Annotated in this window: 12 protein-coding genes and 2 riboswitches; of the genes, 5 read left to right on the top strand and 7 right to left on the bottom strand. The window is 62.3% G+C overall.

Annotated features, from left to right (window positions below):
• The 6 genes from vgrG to CEC48_RS18610 form a co-directional block, all read right to left on the bottom strand.
• Nucleotides 1-577, bottom strand: a 577-nt coding sequence (gene vgrG / locus CEC48_RS18635; protein WP_141099688.1) for a type VI secretion system Vgr family protein, incomplete at its 3' end; no start/stop codon positions are given.
• 109 nt (nt 578-686) lie between these two features.
• Nucleotides 687-1289 carry a VWA domain-containing protein gene (locus tag CEC48_RS18630; RefSeq protein ID WP_088425072.1) on the bottom strand — a complete coding sequence of 201 codons (603 nt, stop codon included), beginning with the start codon at nt 1287-1289 and terminating at the stop codon, nt 687-689.
• A gap of 53 nt (nt 1290-1342) precedes the next feature.
• On the bottom strand, nt 1343-2341 hold the full coding sequence (locus tag CEC48_RS18625) for an ATP-binding protein (RefSeq protein ID WP_088425069.1): 999 nt from the start codon (nt 2339-2341) through the stop codon (nt 1343-1345).
• Entirely contained in the window at nt 2341-6114 is a 3774-nt protein-coding gene (cobN, locus tag CEC48_RS18620) for a cobaltochelatase subunit CobN (RefSeq protein WP_088425068.1), read from the bottom strand. The genes CEC48_RS18625 and cobN overlap by 1 nt, the downstream gene beginning before the upstream one ends.
• A gap of 3 nt (nt 6115-6117) precedes the next feature.
• On the bottom strand, nt 6118-7179 hold the full coding sequence (cobW, locus tag CEC48_RS18615; RefSeq protein WP_088425067.1) for a cobalamin biosynthesis protein CobW: 1062 nt from the start codon (nt 7177-7179) through the stop codon (nt 6118-6120).
• Between the two features lie 92 nt (nt 7180-7271).
• A riboswitch (cobalamin riboswitch) is annotated at nt 7272-7474 on the bottom strand.
• Nucleotides 7471-7989, bottom strand: coding sequence for a helix-turn-helix domain-containing protein (locus tag CEC48_RS18610; RefSeq protein WP_088425066.1), 519 nt, complete (start codon nt 7987-7989; stop codon nt 7471-7473). It overlaps the preceding riboswitch by 4 nt.
• Nucleotides 7990-8102: 113 nt before the next feature.
• On the opposite strand from CEC48_RS18610, the gene fabF reads away from it, so the two are divergent.
• From fabF to cobM, 5 genes are all read left to right on the top strand, one after another.
• Nucleotides 8103-9371 (top strand): beta-ketoacyl-ACP synthase II, encoded by a 1269-nt coding sequence (fabF, locus tag CEC48_RS18605; RefSeq protein WP_088425065.1) that lies wholly within the window; start codon nt 8103-8105, stop codon nt 9369-9371.
• A 36-nt stretch (nt 9372-9407) separates the two neighbouring features.
• Nucleotides 9408-9624, top strand: a riboswitch (cobalamin riboswitch).
• Nucleotides 9625-9719: 95 nt separating this feature from the next.
• Nucleotides 9720-9908 (top strand): CbtB-domain containing protein, encoded by a 189-nt coding sequence (locus tag CEC48_RS18600; protein ID WP_003217883.1) that lies wholly within the window; start codon nt 9720-9722, stop codon nt 9906-9908.
• Nucleotides 9909-9919: 11 nt separating this feature from the next.
• Nucleotides 9920-10618 (top strand): CbtA family protein, encoded by a 699-nt coding sequence (locus CEC48_RS18595; RefSeq protein WP_088425064.1) that lies wholly within the window; start codon nt 9920-9922, stop codon nt 10616-10618.
• A complete protein-coding gene (locus CEC48_RS18590; RefSeq protein WP_088425063.1) occupies nt 10615-11007 on the top strand; it encodes a cobalamin biosynthesis protein in 393 nt (130 codons plus the stop codon). The genes CEC48_RS18595 and CEC48_RS18590 overlap by 4 nt, the downstream gene beginning before the upstream one ends.
• Nucleotides 11008-11089: 82 nt before the next feature.
• The gene (cobM, locus tag CEC48_RS18585; protein WP_088425062.1) at nt 11090-11836 is read left to right on the top strand and encodes a precorrin-4 C(11)-methyltransferase; all 747 of its coding nucleotides are present in this window, start codon (nt 11090-11092) and stop codon (nt 11834-11836) included.
• Between the two features lie 710 nt (nt 11837-12546).
• On the opposite strand, the gene nfuA is transcribed toward cobM, so the two are convergent.
• The gene (nfuA, locus tag CEC48_RS18575) at nt 12547-13131 is read right to left on the bottom strand and encodes a Fe-S biogenesis protein NfuA (RefSeq protein WP_088425061.1); all 585 of its coding nucleotides are present in this window, start codon (nt 13129-13131) and stop codon (nt 12547-12549) included.
• Nucleotides 13132-13206: the final 75 nt, after the last annotated feature.

Genomic DNA, 13206 nt, shown 5'->3' with positions numbered 1-13206 from the left:
AGCGGTACCAGATGCCCACATCGGCCAGCAGGCGGGAAATGAAGTCCAGATCGCTCTCGCCGTACTGCATGACCTGGTCGCGCTTGGGGTAGTCGCGCACCAGGTTGAAGAAGAAGTCCTGGCCTCTGAAATCGTGGCGGTTGCGCAGGATGCTTTCGACGATTTGCGGGACGGATTGGTGTTGGTAGATGCGGAACTGCTGGCCTCGCCCCAGCAGGGCAAAGTGTGGTTCCAGGGTGATTTCGTAGCGGGCTTCGTCTTTGGAACCGGACAGGCGCTTGAAGCCGGTGACCACGCCATGAAGCGTTCGCAACGGAGTGACAGGCGGCGGGATGAAACCGCGCATCGGCGATTGCTGCGGTGCGCTGTACAAGCTGAAGGTGGCGTCCTGACCGAGCATTTTCTCGGCAGCGATGTCGCGGGCGGTGCTGGTGAATTCCACACGGTAGTTGAACAGTTCGCTCAGGCCTTCGGTGCCCTCGAATGCGAGAACATCGAGCCGTGCATCGACGTCGCGAACGGTGAGTTTGTGGCGGCTGTGATCGAAAAACGGGAATGGTGATGCGCTGGAGGTCATGCCTTTTCATCCCTGGACTTTGCGAAAGGCCAGAGAGTAAAGATTTGCTATCGGTGAACAATGTCAGAAGGTTCCTCTTTACAAGCAAGGCGCTTCCCGTTTCGACTTTTTACAAGTTATCAATGTGCCAGTAGTCCACCCGCAATCCGGTCGCCAGCTCTTTTGCCCTCCCCAACCGAATAGGGCCACGTTCGATATCCACCAGCACGCCCGGGCAGTCCAGTTGCGGCAACCCCGTCACATCCTTCAGCCGCCCATCCGTGACCACCAGCAAACGCTGCTGCTCCGCCGGATACCGCTTGCGCCGGGTCACAAGCCAATGGCCGGCCTCTGTCAGCGCCGCCAGCAACGGTGTACCGCCGCCTGCACCGAGCCCGTCAAGCCAATGACCAAGTCCCTTAGCAGCCTTCAATCCCTGCACCTGCCACTTCGGCGATTGCCCGCTCGCGGTGAGCAACGCCATGCGCGCCCGCTGCCGATAGGCATCGTCAAACAGTTGGGCCAGCAACCCCTTGGCATCGCTCAGCGCCTGATGCCGCCGGGTGGACGCCGACGCATCGACAATCACCAGCCACAGTTCATGGGGCGTGCGGCTACGCAGCTGATACAGCAGGTCTTCACGGCGTTGCGGGCGCCCGCCGAGCAAGGTGCCCGGCCAGTTGATCGAACCTTCGACCGCGCTACGCGCCTGCCCTCGCCGGCCCTTGTCCAGTCGACCCGCCTTGGGCCGTGCATCCGCCCCCGCGTGAGGCCTGGGGCGGATGCCTAGGGCTTTTTTGGCCAGGTGGGCACATCCCGCCGAGCGCCCGTCGGCAGCGCAGGCGCAAGCATATCGCCCCATTGGCCCTGGCCTTCAGGTGAATCATTGGGCTTGGGTGATTGACCGCCACCAGGCGGCGTCGAGGGTGGTGATTGCTCTTGACGACGATGACGCAGGGCAAATTCCGCCACGGCTTCGATATCTTCCTCGCTAATGACCGTTGCACCACGCCAGGCCGCATGGGCGCGGGCGCCTCGCAGCCAGACCAGGTCGGCACGCAAGCCGTCGACGCCAGCGGCAAAGCAGCGCTCGGTAATCTGGGCCAGCGCCTGGTCATCCAGTGGGATGCTCTCTAAAAGCGCCCGGGCCTGGGTGCAGCGCTCGCGCAACGCGGCCTGCTGATCGGCCCATTGCGTGCAGAAACCCTGGGGGTCACTGTCGAAATCCAGCCGGCGACGAATGATTTGCCCACGCTCGGCCGGCTGGGTTTGCCCGCTCAGCGTCACGTTGAAGCCAAACCGGTCGAGCAATTGCGGGCGCAACTCGCCCTCTTCCGGGTTCATGGTGCCGATCAGTACAAAGCGCGCCGAATGCCGATGGGAAATGCCGTCGCGCTCGATCAGGTTGGTGCCGCTGGCGGCCACGTCCAGCAGCAGGTCCACCAGGTGGTCAGGCAGCAAGTTGACTTCATCGACATAGAGCACCCCGCCGTCGGCCTTGGCCAGCACACCCGGGGAAAACTGTGCGCGGCCTTCACCGAGTGCCGCGTCCAGATCCAGGGTACCCACCAGCCGCTCCTCGGTGGCGCCCAAGGGCAGCGTGACGAACTGGCCGCTGGCGAGCAGGTCGGCCAGGCCACGAGCCAGGGTAGACTTGGCCATGCCGCGCGGGCCTTCGATCAGCACGCCGCCGATTTTCGGGTCGATGGCGGTCAGGCACAGGGCCAGTTTCAAGTCGTCGGCGCCGACAACAGCGGACAGCGGGAAATGCGGGAGGTCGGTCATCAACTGCCTTCTTCTATATCCAACAACAGGTTTTCCAACGCCTCACGGTACGCCCCAGGCTCCTGCCACATGCCGCGCTGCTGGGCTTCGAGCATACGTTCAGTCATGTCCCGCAGGGCGTCCGGGTTGTGCTGCTGCACAAAGGCCCGGGTGTCCGGGTCCAGCAAGTAGGCATCGGCCAGCAACGCGTATTGATGATCGTCGATCAGCGCCGTAGTGGCGTCGAACGCGAATAGATTGTCCACGGTCGCCGCCATCTCGAACGCGCCTTTATAGCCGTGGCGCTTCACCCCTTCGATCCACTTCGGATTGGCCGCCCGGGCACGGATCACCCGGTTCAACTCTTCCTTCAGCGTGCGGATCTTCGGCAGGTCCGGCTGGCTGTGGTCGCCATGATAACTGGCAGCCTTGTCGCCGCTCAGGGTTTCCACGGCGGCAAGCATACCGCCCTGGAATTGGTAGTAATCATTGGAGTCGAGCAGGTCGTGCTCGCGGTTGTCCTGGTTCTGCAACACCGCCTGCACCTGGCTCAAACGCTGGGCGAACTGTTCGCGGGCGGCGGTGCCTTCGTCAGAGCCGCCATACGCGTAGCCGCCCCAGTTCAGGTAAACCTCGGCCAGGTCTTCGCGGCTCTGCCACAAGCGCCCGTCAATTGCGCCCTGCACGCCGGCACCGTAGGCGCCGGGCTTGGCACCGAAGATCCGCCAGCCAGCCTGCTTCGCCGCCGCCTCTTCGTCCAGGCCCGACAGGCGCAAGGCCTCACGCTCGCTGCGCACCTTGGCCGCCAACGGGTTCATGTCATCGGGCTCGTCCAGCGCCGCCACGGCTTGCACTGCTGCGTCGAACAGGCGGATCAAGTTGGCGAACGCATCGCGAAAGAACCCCGACACGCGCAAGGTCACGTCGACACGCGGCCTGTCCAGCAGGCTGATGGGCAGGATTTCAAAGTCATCCACCCGCTGGCTGCCCGTGGCCCACACCGGGCGCACGCCCATCAGCGCCATGGCCTGGGCGATGTCGTCACCGCCGGTGCGCATGGTGGCGGTGCCCCACACCGACAGGCCGAGCTGGCGCAGGTGGTCGCCGTGGTCTTGCAGGTGGCGCTCAAGAATCAGGTTTGCCGACTGGAAGCCGATGCGCCAGGCGGTGGTGGTCGGCAGGTTGCGCACATCCACCGAGAAGAAGTTGCGACCGGTGGGCAATACATCCAGGCGGCCCCGGCTCGGCGCACCGCTTGGCCCCGCCGGCACGAAACGCCCGCTCAGGGCATCCAGCAGCCCACGCATTTCCGCCGGGCCGCAGGCATCCAGGCGCGGCGCGACGACGATGCGCAGGCTTTCGATCACCGCCTTTACGTCTTCCCAGCCCGGTTCTTCAAGCTGCTCTACCGGGCCTTCCAGTGCCTGTTCGATCAGGCGTGCGGCATAGAGCTCAAGGCGTTCACGGGTGTCGCCGGCGGTGCGCCACAACTGTGCGTCAATCTGCTGCAACACCAGCGGACGGCGCCCGGTCCACGGCTCGGCCAGGGCACAATCCAGCGGGTCGAAGCCCAACTCAAAAGCCTTGGCCAATACCCGCAGCAAACTTGATTGCGGCCCACGCCCGTCGCCACGCGGAATACGCAACAACGCCAGCAACGTATCGATGCGCAAACGGCCCTCGGGCGACTCACCGAAGATGTGCAGGCCATCGCGAATCTGCGACTCCTTCAGGTCACACAGGTAGGTGTCCAGGCGCGGCAGCCAGATCGCGGCGTCGGCGTCGCTGTCGAGGTTTTCGTCCAGGGCCAGTTCCTGGTCGATGCGGGTTTCCCGCACCAGCTTGAGGATGTCCCTTTGCAGCTCGCGGGCGCGCCGTGGGTCGAGCAATTGGGCTTCGTAATATTCGTCGGCCAATAGCTCCAGGTCACGCAGCGGCCCGTAGGTTTCGGCGCGGGTCAGCGGCGGCATCAGGTGGTCAATGATCACCGCCTGGGTACGGCGCTTGGCCTGGGCGCCCTCGCCCGGGTCGTTAACGATAAACGGGTAGATATTCGGCAGCGGCCCCAGCAATGCGTCCGGCCAGCAATTCTCGGAAAGCCCGACGCCTTTGCCCGGCAGCCACTCAAGATTGCCGTGCTTGCCGACGTGGATCACGCCGTGGGCGCCGTAGGTCTGGCGCAGCCAGAAGTAGAACGCCAGGTAGCCATGGGGCGGCACCAGGTCCGGGTCGTGGTAGACGGCGCTGGCGTCCACCTGGTAACCCCGGGCGGGCTGGATGCCGACGAAGGTCAGGCCAAAGCGCAGGCCGGCGATCATCATGCGGCCGTCGCGGAACATTGGGTCGTTATGCGGTGTGCCCCAACGTGCCAACACGGCCTGGCGATTGGATTCGGGCAGGCGGTTGAACATTGCTTCGTAGTCGTCGAGCGCCAGGCTTTGGTGGCAGGGGCGCAGATCGAGACTGTCCAGATCGTTGCTGACGCCGCCCAACAATTCCTGAATCAGCGCTGTGCCGCTTTCCGGCAGCACGTCCGGCAGCGGATAACCTTCGAGTTTTAATGCCCGCAGGATATTCAGCGCGGCGGCTGGCGTGTCGAGACCCACGCCATTACCGATACGGCCGTCCCGGGTCGGGTAGTTGGCGAGGATCAGCGCGATGCGTTTTTCCGCATTCGGCACCCGCGCCAGCTCGACCCAGCGCCGCGCCAGTTCGGCGACAAAATCCATACGCTCAGGCTGCGCTCGGTAGCACACCACATCGGACTGGCTGCGCTCACTGCGCCAGGCCAGATCCTTGAAGCTGATGGGCCGGCTGATGATGCGCCCGTCCAGTTCCGGCAAGGCAATGTGCATCGCCAGGTCCCGTGGGCCCAGGCCTTGCTCGCTGGCCTGCCAGCCGGGCTCGTTGTCTTGCGCGCAAATCGCCTGGATCACCGGGATATTGCGGCGAAATGGCCGCAGGTGCGGCGCTTCGGGGCTGGATTGGGCAAAGCCGGTGGTGTTGAGAATCACCGAGGCGTGCACCTCATCCAGCAGGTCCTCGACCACCATCAGGCAGCCGGGCTCTTTCAAACTGGCCACCGCCATCGGCAGCGGGTTAAGACCCGCCGCCTGCAAGCGCTGGCAAAAAACATCGATAAAGCCGGTATTCGCCGCCTGCAAGTGCGAACGGTAAAACAGCACCGCCGCCACAGGAAAATCAGGCTGCCAGTCCGCCTGCCAATCGTTGAGACGGGCATTGGCTTTATGCGGGTGATAAATTGCCGTGCGCGGCAGGGTTTGCGGCTCGTTCCATGCGTAATCGCGGCCAAGGTAGCCGGCCGCCAGGCAACGATAGAAATCCAGCGCGTTGCCCAAACCGCCCTGGCGCAGGAAGTGCCAAAGCCGGTCACGCTCCTCGGCACTCACGGTGCTGAGGCCGCTGAGCTCCGGGTCCGGGCGATCATCCCCCGGCACCAGAATCAGTTGCACGCCACGCTCGGCCAACTCCACCAGACGCTCGATACCGTAACGCCAATAGCCAATCCCGCCGTGCAGCGAAATCAGGATGACCTTGGCGTGGCGCAGCACCTCGTCCACATACAGGTCGACCGAGGCATGGTTCTGCACCTGCATCGGGTTGGCCAGGCGCAGGCTCGGGTAATCCTCGGGCAACTGCTGGGCCGCTTCGGCCAGCAGCGCCAGGCTGGAATCGCCGCTGCACAGGATCACCAGCTCGGCGGGGGTTTGGCCAAGGTCGGCAATGTTGTCATCCGAGACGAAACCGCCGGGCTGGGTCCTGAGCAGATGCATGGGTTAAACGCTGAGGGCAGCGCGCAGTTGCGCTTCGAGCAAGGTGGCGTCCAGTTCCTGGCCGATCAGCACCAGGTGCGTGGCGCGCGGCTCATCGGCGCGCCAGGCGCGGTCGAAGTGCTTGTCGAAGCGAGTACCCACGCCCTGGATCAGCAGGCGCATCGGTTTGTTCGGGATGGCGGCGAAGCCTTTGACTCGCAGGATGCCGTGCTTGACCACCAGTTGGGTAAGGGCGTCGAGCAGCAGGCTTTCGTCAGCCTGTGGCAGTTCGATGGAGATCGAATCGAACGCATCGTGGTCGTGGTCGTCTTCACCTTCGTGGTGGTGATCGTGGTGGCTGTGGCGGCCGTCGATGTGCACTTCGGAGCCCGCGCCCAGGCCGATCAACACCTCCAGCGGCAGGCGACCGCTGCTGGCTTCGATGATTTTTACCGCCGGCGGCAGCTCTTCAGCCACTTCCAGGCGCACACGGGCCAGGTCTTCAGGGCTGATCAGGTCGGATTTATTGAGGATCACCAGGTCGGCGCTGGCCAGTTGGTCGGCGAACAGCTCGTGCAGTGGCGATTCATGGTCCAGGTTCGGGTCGAGTTTGCGCTGGGCGTCGACCTGGTCCGGGAAGGCGGCGAAGGTGCCGGCGGCCACGGCAGGGCTGTCGACCACGGTGATCACCGCGTCAACGGTGCAGGCGCTGCGGATTTCCGGCCACTGGAAGGCCTGGACCAAGGGTTTTGGCAAGGCCAGGCCCGAGGTTTCAATCAGGATATGGTCGAGGTCGCCGCGACGGGCCACCAGTTCGCGCATCACCGGGAAGAACTCTTCCTGAACGGTGCAGCACAGGCAGCCGTTGGCCAGCTCGTAGACACGGCCGTTGGCTTCTTCTTCAGTGCAGCCGATGGAGCATTGCTTGAGGATTTCACCGTCAATGCCCAGCTCGCCGAACTCGTTGACGATCACCGCAATGCGGCGACCCTGGGCGTTGTCCAGCATGTGGCGCAGCAAGGTGGTCTTGCCCGAGCCAAGGAAGCCGGTAACGATGGTGACGGGGAGTTTGGCCAGTGTTTTCATCGGATGCCCTTTGGGGCGGGCATACGGGACGAGTGGCCCTGCGCGGGTGCACAGAAGCAGAATTCGCCACCGGATCACCCCGCCCGGTTGAAGTAGAAAATCGGTTGCGAGGCAGGTCTCCTGGCTTGGGGCTTGCCGGCGGTGAGGCCGGCGCTGGCTGCGCCTTCCCGCCTTGTTCAGGCAGTGGCGTGGCAGTCAGATAAACCCTTTACAGTTGCGGGGGCAGCCGCGGCATCGACCGCGTTCCCTTCTTAGCTTCGGCCTGGGCCGAAGAACCTCGAAGGTGCAAGGCTACGCAGTGCGCGGGGACGGGTCAATGTCCGAGCGTTTGGCGCGAATCAGTGCCAGGCGCTCCAGCATGCCTTCGCTCGCCACAGGGCCGGCTTGGACGCTGCATTGCTCAACGGGCACGCGTGCGCCGTCGGCATCCACCACGGCCACTTCCACCGGGCGCCGGGTCTGCCGGTCGACCAACTGCAGGCTTTCACCTTCGGTGGCGAAGTGGCGGTTGCCCCAGCCGATGAACGCCATGATCACTACCCGAAAATCCTCGCCAACCGGCGTCGGCACGTACTCGAAACGTGGTGGCCGCTCGCTGTATTGCCGACGTTCCAGCAGCCCCGCTTCCACCAGGCTGTTGAGCCGGCGCGTGAGCATGTTTGGCGCGATATCCAGGCTCTGGGAGAACTCGTCAAAGCGGCGCAAGCCTTGCAGCGCATCGCGCATGATCAGGATGCTCCACCACTCGCCGACCCTTTCCAGTCCACGCGCTACCGGGCATTCGGCATTCACCAGCGACTTACGTTGCATTGCAGTTCCTCTGTGGGGCGACCCCGGAAATTTAAGCTATCCGATGTTACTTTCATGATGATAGCTTCGTCCATGCATTGCTACCAACCTGAAATTTGCGGAGCTAAGCGATCATGAGTAAGCGAATTGTTGTGACCGGCATGGGCGCAGTGACCCCGCTGGGAACCGGCGTGGAACAGACCTGGAAACGCCTGCTGGCCGGTGAATCCGGGATCCGCAGGCTACCCCAGGAATTGGTCGGCGACCTGGCAATCAGCATTGGCGGCCAGGTCCTGGACCGCATTCAGGACCCTGAAGCCGGTTTTGACCCCGACACTGTCATCCCGGCAAAAGAACAACGCAAGATGGACCGGTTTATCGTGTTTGCCCTCGCCGCTGCCCAGGAAGCCTTGGCGCAGGCGGGCTGGAGTCCGCAAACGCCATCGCAGCAGGAACGTACCGCGACGATTATCGCTTCCGGCGTGGGCGGTTTTCCGGCGATTGCCGAAGCCGTTCGGACGGCTGACAGCAAAGGGCCGCGCCGCCTGTCGCCGTTCACGATTCCGTCATTCCTCGGCAACATGGCGGCCGGGCACGTGTCGATTCAGCATCAGTTGAAAGGCCCACTCGGCTCCCCCGTCACCGCTTGCGCCGCCGGTGTACAGGCGATTGGTGATGCCGCGCGGATGATCCGTGCAGGCGAAATCGACATCGCCGTGTGTGGCGGCGCCGAAGCCTGCATTCACCGGGTCAGCCTCGGCGGTTTTGCTGCTGCGCGTGCGCTGTCTCACGGTTACAACGACACGCCTGCATTGGCTTCCCGCCCGTTTGATCAAGGCCGCGACGGGTTTGTGATGGGCGAAGGTGCCGGGCTATTGGTGATTGAGGAACTGGAACATGCGCTGGCCCGGGGCGCCACGCCTATTGCAGAACTGGTGGGCTATGGCACCAGCGCCGACGCTTATCACATGACCTCGGGGCCGGAAGATGGCTCCGGCGCGCGCCGGGCGATGGAGTTGGCGATTGCACAGGCGGGAATCAGCGCCGCGCAGATCCAGCACTTGAACGCCCATGCCACGTCGACGCCCGTGGGTGACAACGGCGAGCTGGCGGCGATCAATACGCTATTCGGCGCCGATTCCAGTGTCGCGATCAGTGCCACAAAATCGGCGACCGGCCACCTGCTGGGCGCAGCGGGCGGGATTGAGGCGATATTCACCGTGCTCGCGCTGCGCGACCAGATTGCCCCGGCCACCCTCAACCTGGACAACCCGGACCCGGCCGCCGCTGGGCTGAATCTGGTGCGTGGCCAAGCCCGGCCGTTGCCGATTGAATACGCAATCTCCAATGGGTTCGGGTTTGGGGGCGTAAACGCCAGCGTGTTGTTCAAACGCTGGAATTAAACCGGCGATTTGACGCCCATCGCCCGCCCATGCTCTCCTACACATCTTGTTTCGGGTGCCCTTCACGGGGTGAAACGGGAAACCGGTGAGTCATATTCCTTACTCAAGGAGGTGACGAGTCCGGTGCTGCCCCCGCAACGGTAAGCGAGTGAAGCATCAAATCCACTGTGTCTTTACGGCATGGGAAGGTGATGTTTTTAAGGCCAAAAGCCCCTCGCAAGCCCGGAGACCGGCCCGAAAAAATCAGATAACAAACCCGCGGTGGGCGGGCGCTGTTCAGAACCCTGCGTGCCTGGCTCGCGGGGTTTTCATGCGCTCGTGCACCCTGAAACCCAGAAGGGACGCGCCATGTCGATCATCAGCAGCACCGCCTCTACCGCCAGCACCACCGCCACCCTGAGCCAACGCCTGACCGCTGCCATCGGTGCGTCGATCCTCGGCGCGTGCCTTGTGTATTTCGCCGGTTTCTCGCACATCGAAGCGGTGCACAACGCCGCCCACGATACCCGCCACAGCGCCGCGTTCCCGTGCCACTGAGACCTGCCGACATGATCAAGCGTATTGCCCAAACCGCAGGTTTCACCGGCCTTTTGGCCGCTTTGTTGCTGACCTTGCTGCAAAGCTTCTGGGTCGCCCCGCTGATTCTGCAGGCAGAAACCTTCGAAAAAGCCCCGGCCGCGACTGAAGTGCATGAGCATGCCGGCGCCGCTGCCCACACCCACGACGCCGAAGCCTGGGAGCCGGAAAACGGCTGGCAGCGCGTGCTGTCTACCACTGGCGGTAATTTGGTGGTGGCGGTGGGTTTTGCGCTGATGCTTGCCGGCCTGTACACCTTGCGTGCACCGACCCGCACGGCTCAAGGCCTGCTCTGGGGCTTGGCCGGTTACGCCACGTTCGTGCTGGCGCCGACCCTGGGTTTGCCGCCTGAATTGCCGGGCACTGCGGCTGCGGATCTGGCGCAACGGCAAATCTGGTGGATCGGCGCGGCGGGCTCGACTGCTGCCGGTATCGCGCTGATCGTGTTCGGTCGCAACTGGCTGCTGAAAGTGCTGGGCGTGGCGATTCTGGTGGTGCCTCACGTGATTGGCGCGCCACAACCGGAAGTCCACTCGATGCTGGCGCCGCAGGCGTTGGAAGCGCAGTTCAAGATTGCCTCGCAGTTGACCAACGTTGCGTTCTGGCTGGCGCTGGGCTTGATCAGTGCCTGGTTGTTTCGCCGCAACCGTGATGGTCAGTATTCGGCATGATCCTGGCGGTTGGCCTGGGTTGTCAGCGGGGTTGTTCTGTCGACGCCCTGCTTGACCTGTTCAACGCCGCCCTCGCCGAGGGTGGCATTGAGCGTCAGCGCATCACTGCGTTGGCCAGTATTGATCGCAAGCGGGGTGAGCCGGGGTTACTGGCATTGGCTCAGGTTCTGGAGCTGCCTTTGGCGTTTTTCAGTGCGGCGCAATTAGTGCCTTATCAAGATCGATTGAGCCATAAGTCAGAGACTGTTTTTGCTCATGCCGGCTGCTACGGCGTCGCGGAAAGTGCCGCCTTGGCCCTGGCGGAACAGCTGTCCAAAGGCCCTGCCACCTTGCTGATCACCCGCAAAAAGACCGCCCAGGCCACTTTTGCATTGGCTTGCGCCGGCTAAATTCCCGATAATCGTCTGCTTTGATCATGAGCAATCTTCATCTGAAGGGCTGCTCGCGTGCTTTTTTCACAGGAATGTATCCATGACTGTCTTTTTCATCGGCGCAGGCCCAGGCGACCCGGAACTGATCACCGTCAAGGGGCAGCGGCTGATTCGCAGTTGCCCGGTGATTATCTATGCCGGTTCGCTGGTGCCGGCGGCGGTGCTTGAAGGGCATCAGGCTGAGTTGGTGGTCAATAGTGCTGAACTGCATCTGGAGCAGATCATTGGATTGATCAAAACGGCCCATGAGAAAGGCCAGGATGTGGCGCGGGTGCATTCCGGGGACCCAAGTCTGTATGGGGCGATTGGGGAGCAGATTCGGCTTTTGCGCGAGCTGGGGATTGCGTTTCAGATCATTCCCGGGGTTACGGCGGTGGCGGCCTGTGCGGCGTTGCTGGAGGCTGAGTTGACGCTGCCGGACATTGCCCAAAGTGTGATTTTGACGCGGTATGCGGATAAGACGGCGATGCCTGAAGGTGAGGAGTTCAGTAGCCTGGCGCGGCATGGAACGACGATGGCGATTCACTTGGGGGTGAATCATTTGGACAGGATCGTGGCTGAGTTGTTGCCTCACTATGGCGCGGACTGTCCGATTGCTGTGGTGCATCGGGCTACCTGGCCGGATCAGGATTGGGCCATTGGTACGTTGGCGGATATTGCCGGGAAAGTGGCGGCCAAGGGGTTTCGGCGTACGGCGTTGATTGTGGTGGGTCGGGTTTTGGCCAGTGACAGTTTTGGTGAGTCATCGTTGTATCGTGCGGGGCATGCGCATTTGTATCGGCCCTGAGGGTTGGGGTTAGTGTACATATCCGTTATTTAGGTGATTTTTGATATGGGTTCCGCTCTTACAGCGGCTCACTTTTGAACAGCGCAAAAGTAAGCAAAACGCTCTTGCCCCACCACTCGGCACCTCGCTTAGGCTCGGTGTGCCCTCAGCTCCGGTAGCACGAAGCGGGCCGCCGCGACGGGGCGTCCCTGCCCCGTCGCGGCTAAACCGGCGTCCTGCCGGTTTACCCGCTCCGTACTACCTGCGTTCGGCCAGCGTGGTTTAACGGGGCGCCTAAGATCAAGATCAAAAGCAGATCAAGAACACAGCGGCCTACCGGCCGGCTTGAGTGTGGTGAAGCAAAATCAAAAGCAAAAGCGGGCACGGTTCAAATGAGGGAGCGGGCTTGCTCGCGAAGGTCGTTAACGATGACGCTGGCATCCTGATTCAACGCGTCGCCCTCAGGTTTTTCGCGAGCAAGCCCGCTCCCACATAAAAGCAGTTCTGCTTTCGCTCTGGACCTTGCCCTTGCCCTTGCTTCTAACACTCAGGTCGGCTTTCAGGCCGCCGTAAGAGCGGAACCATAGGAGGCCGTTACCGCAACAACGGATATGTACACAACACACCCAACCCAAAACCTCATATCCCTCACGCAACCCTCTGAATCTAAACCATAAAAAAACGGCGCTCACGGGGCGCCGTTTTCTCCACATCCGCAGCGAACACCTTACTTAGTAGTAGGCGTTTTCTTTCTGCGTATGGTCAGTCACATCCCGCACACCCTTAAGCTCCGGAACCCGCTCAAGCAGCGTACGCTCAATTCCTTCACGCAACGTTACGTCCGCCTGGCCACAGCCCTGGCAACCGCCACCAAACTTCAACACCGCAATACCATCATCAACCACATCAATCAGGCTAACCTGACCACCGTGACTAGCCAGCCCGGGATTAATCTCGGTCTGCAGGTAATAGTTGATACGCTCGTTAATCGGACTCTCCGCATTAACATTCGGCACCTTGGCATTCGGCGCCTTGATGGTCAGTTGGCCACCCATACGATCAGTGGCGTAATCAACCACCGCATCATCAAGAAACGCCTCACTGAAAGCATCGATATACGCGGTGAAGCTTTTGAGCCCCAGCGCCGTATCTTCAGGCTTTTCTTCCCCGGGCTTGCAGTAGGCAATGCACGTCTCAGCGTACTGAGTGCCGGGCTGGGTGATAAAGACGCGGATGCCGATACCCGGGGTGTTCTGCTTCGACAGCAGATCAGCCAGGTAATCGTGGGCGGCGTCGGTAATGGTTATGGCAGTCATGGAAACTCCTCACAGGCTTGCCAGCAGTTTACGCCAAATTATTACCGAGGTACAAAGTCCTAGTAATTTTGTCGG

The sequence above is a fragment of the Pseudomonas sp. K2I15 genome, from assembly GCF_002204795.1.
Lineage (GTDB): Bacteria > Pseudomonadota > Gammaproteobacteria > Pseudomonadales > Pseudomonadaceae > Aquipseudomonas.
This window is presented reverse-complemented; position numbering and strand designations above follow the sequence as displayed.

Coding starts and splice junctions, on each gene's coding strand:
- cobM (WP_088425062.1), top strand. CDS start 11,090: ATGACTGTCTTTTTCATCGGCGCAGGCCCAGGCGACCCGGAACTGATC.
- CEC48_RS18610 (WP_088425066.1), bottom strand. CDS start 7,989: ATGCAACGTAAGTCGCTGGTGAATGCCGAATGCCCGGTAGCGCGTGGA.
- CEC48_RS18590 (WP_088425063.1), top strand. CDS start 10,615: ATGATCCTGGCGGTTGGCCTGGGTTGTCAGCGGGGTTGTTCTGTCGAC.
- nfuA (WP_088425061.1), bottom strand. CDS start 13,131: ATGACTGCCATAACCATTACCGACGCCGCCCACGATTACCTGGCTGAT.
- cobW (WP_088425067.1), bottom strand. CDS start 7,179: ATGAAAACACTGGCCAAACTCCCCGTCACCATCGTTACCGGCTTCCTT.
- fabF (WP_088425065.1), top strand. CDS start 8,103: ATGAGTAAGCGAATTGTTGTGACCGGCATGGGCGCAGTGACCCCGCTG.
- CEC48_RS18600 (WP_003217883.1), top strand. CDS start 9,720: ATGTCGATCATCAGCAGCACCGCCTCTACCGCCAGCACCACCGCCACC.
- CEC48_RS18625 (WP_088425069.1), bottom strand. CDS start 2,341: ATGACCGACCTCCCGCATTTCCCGCTGTCCGCTGTTGTCGGCGCCGAC.
- CEC48_RS18595 (WP_088425064.1), top strand. CDS start 9,920: ATGATCAAGCGTATTGCCCAAACCGCAGGTTTCACCGGCCTTTTGGCC.
- cobN (WP_088425068.1), bottom strand. CDS start 6,114: ATGCATCTGCTCAGGACCCAGCCCGGCGGTTTCGTCTCGGATGACAAC.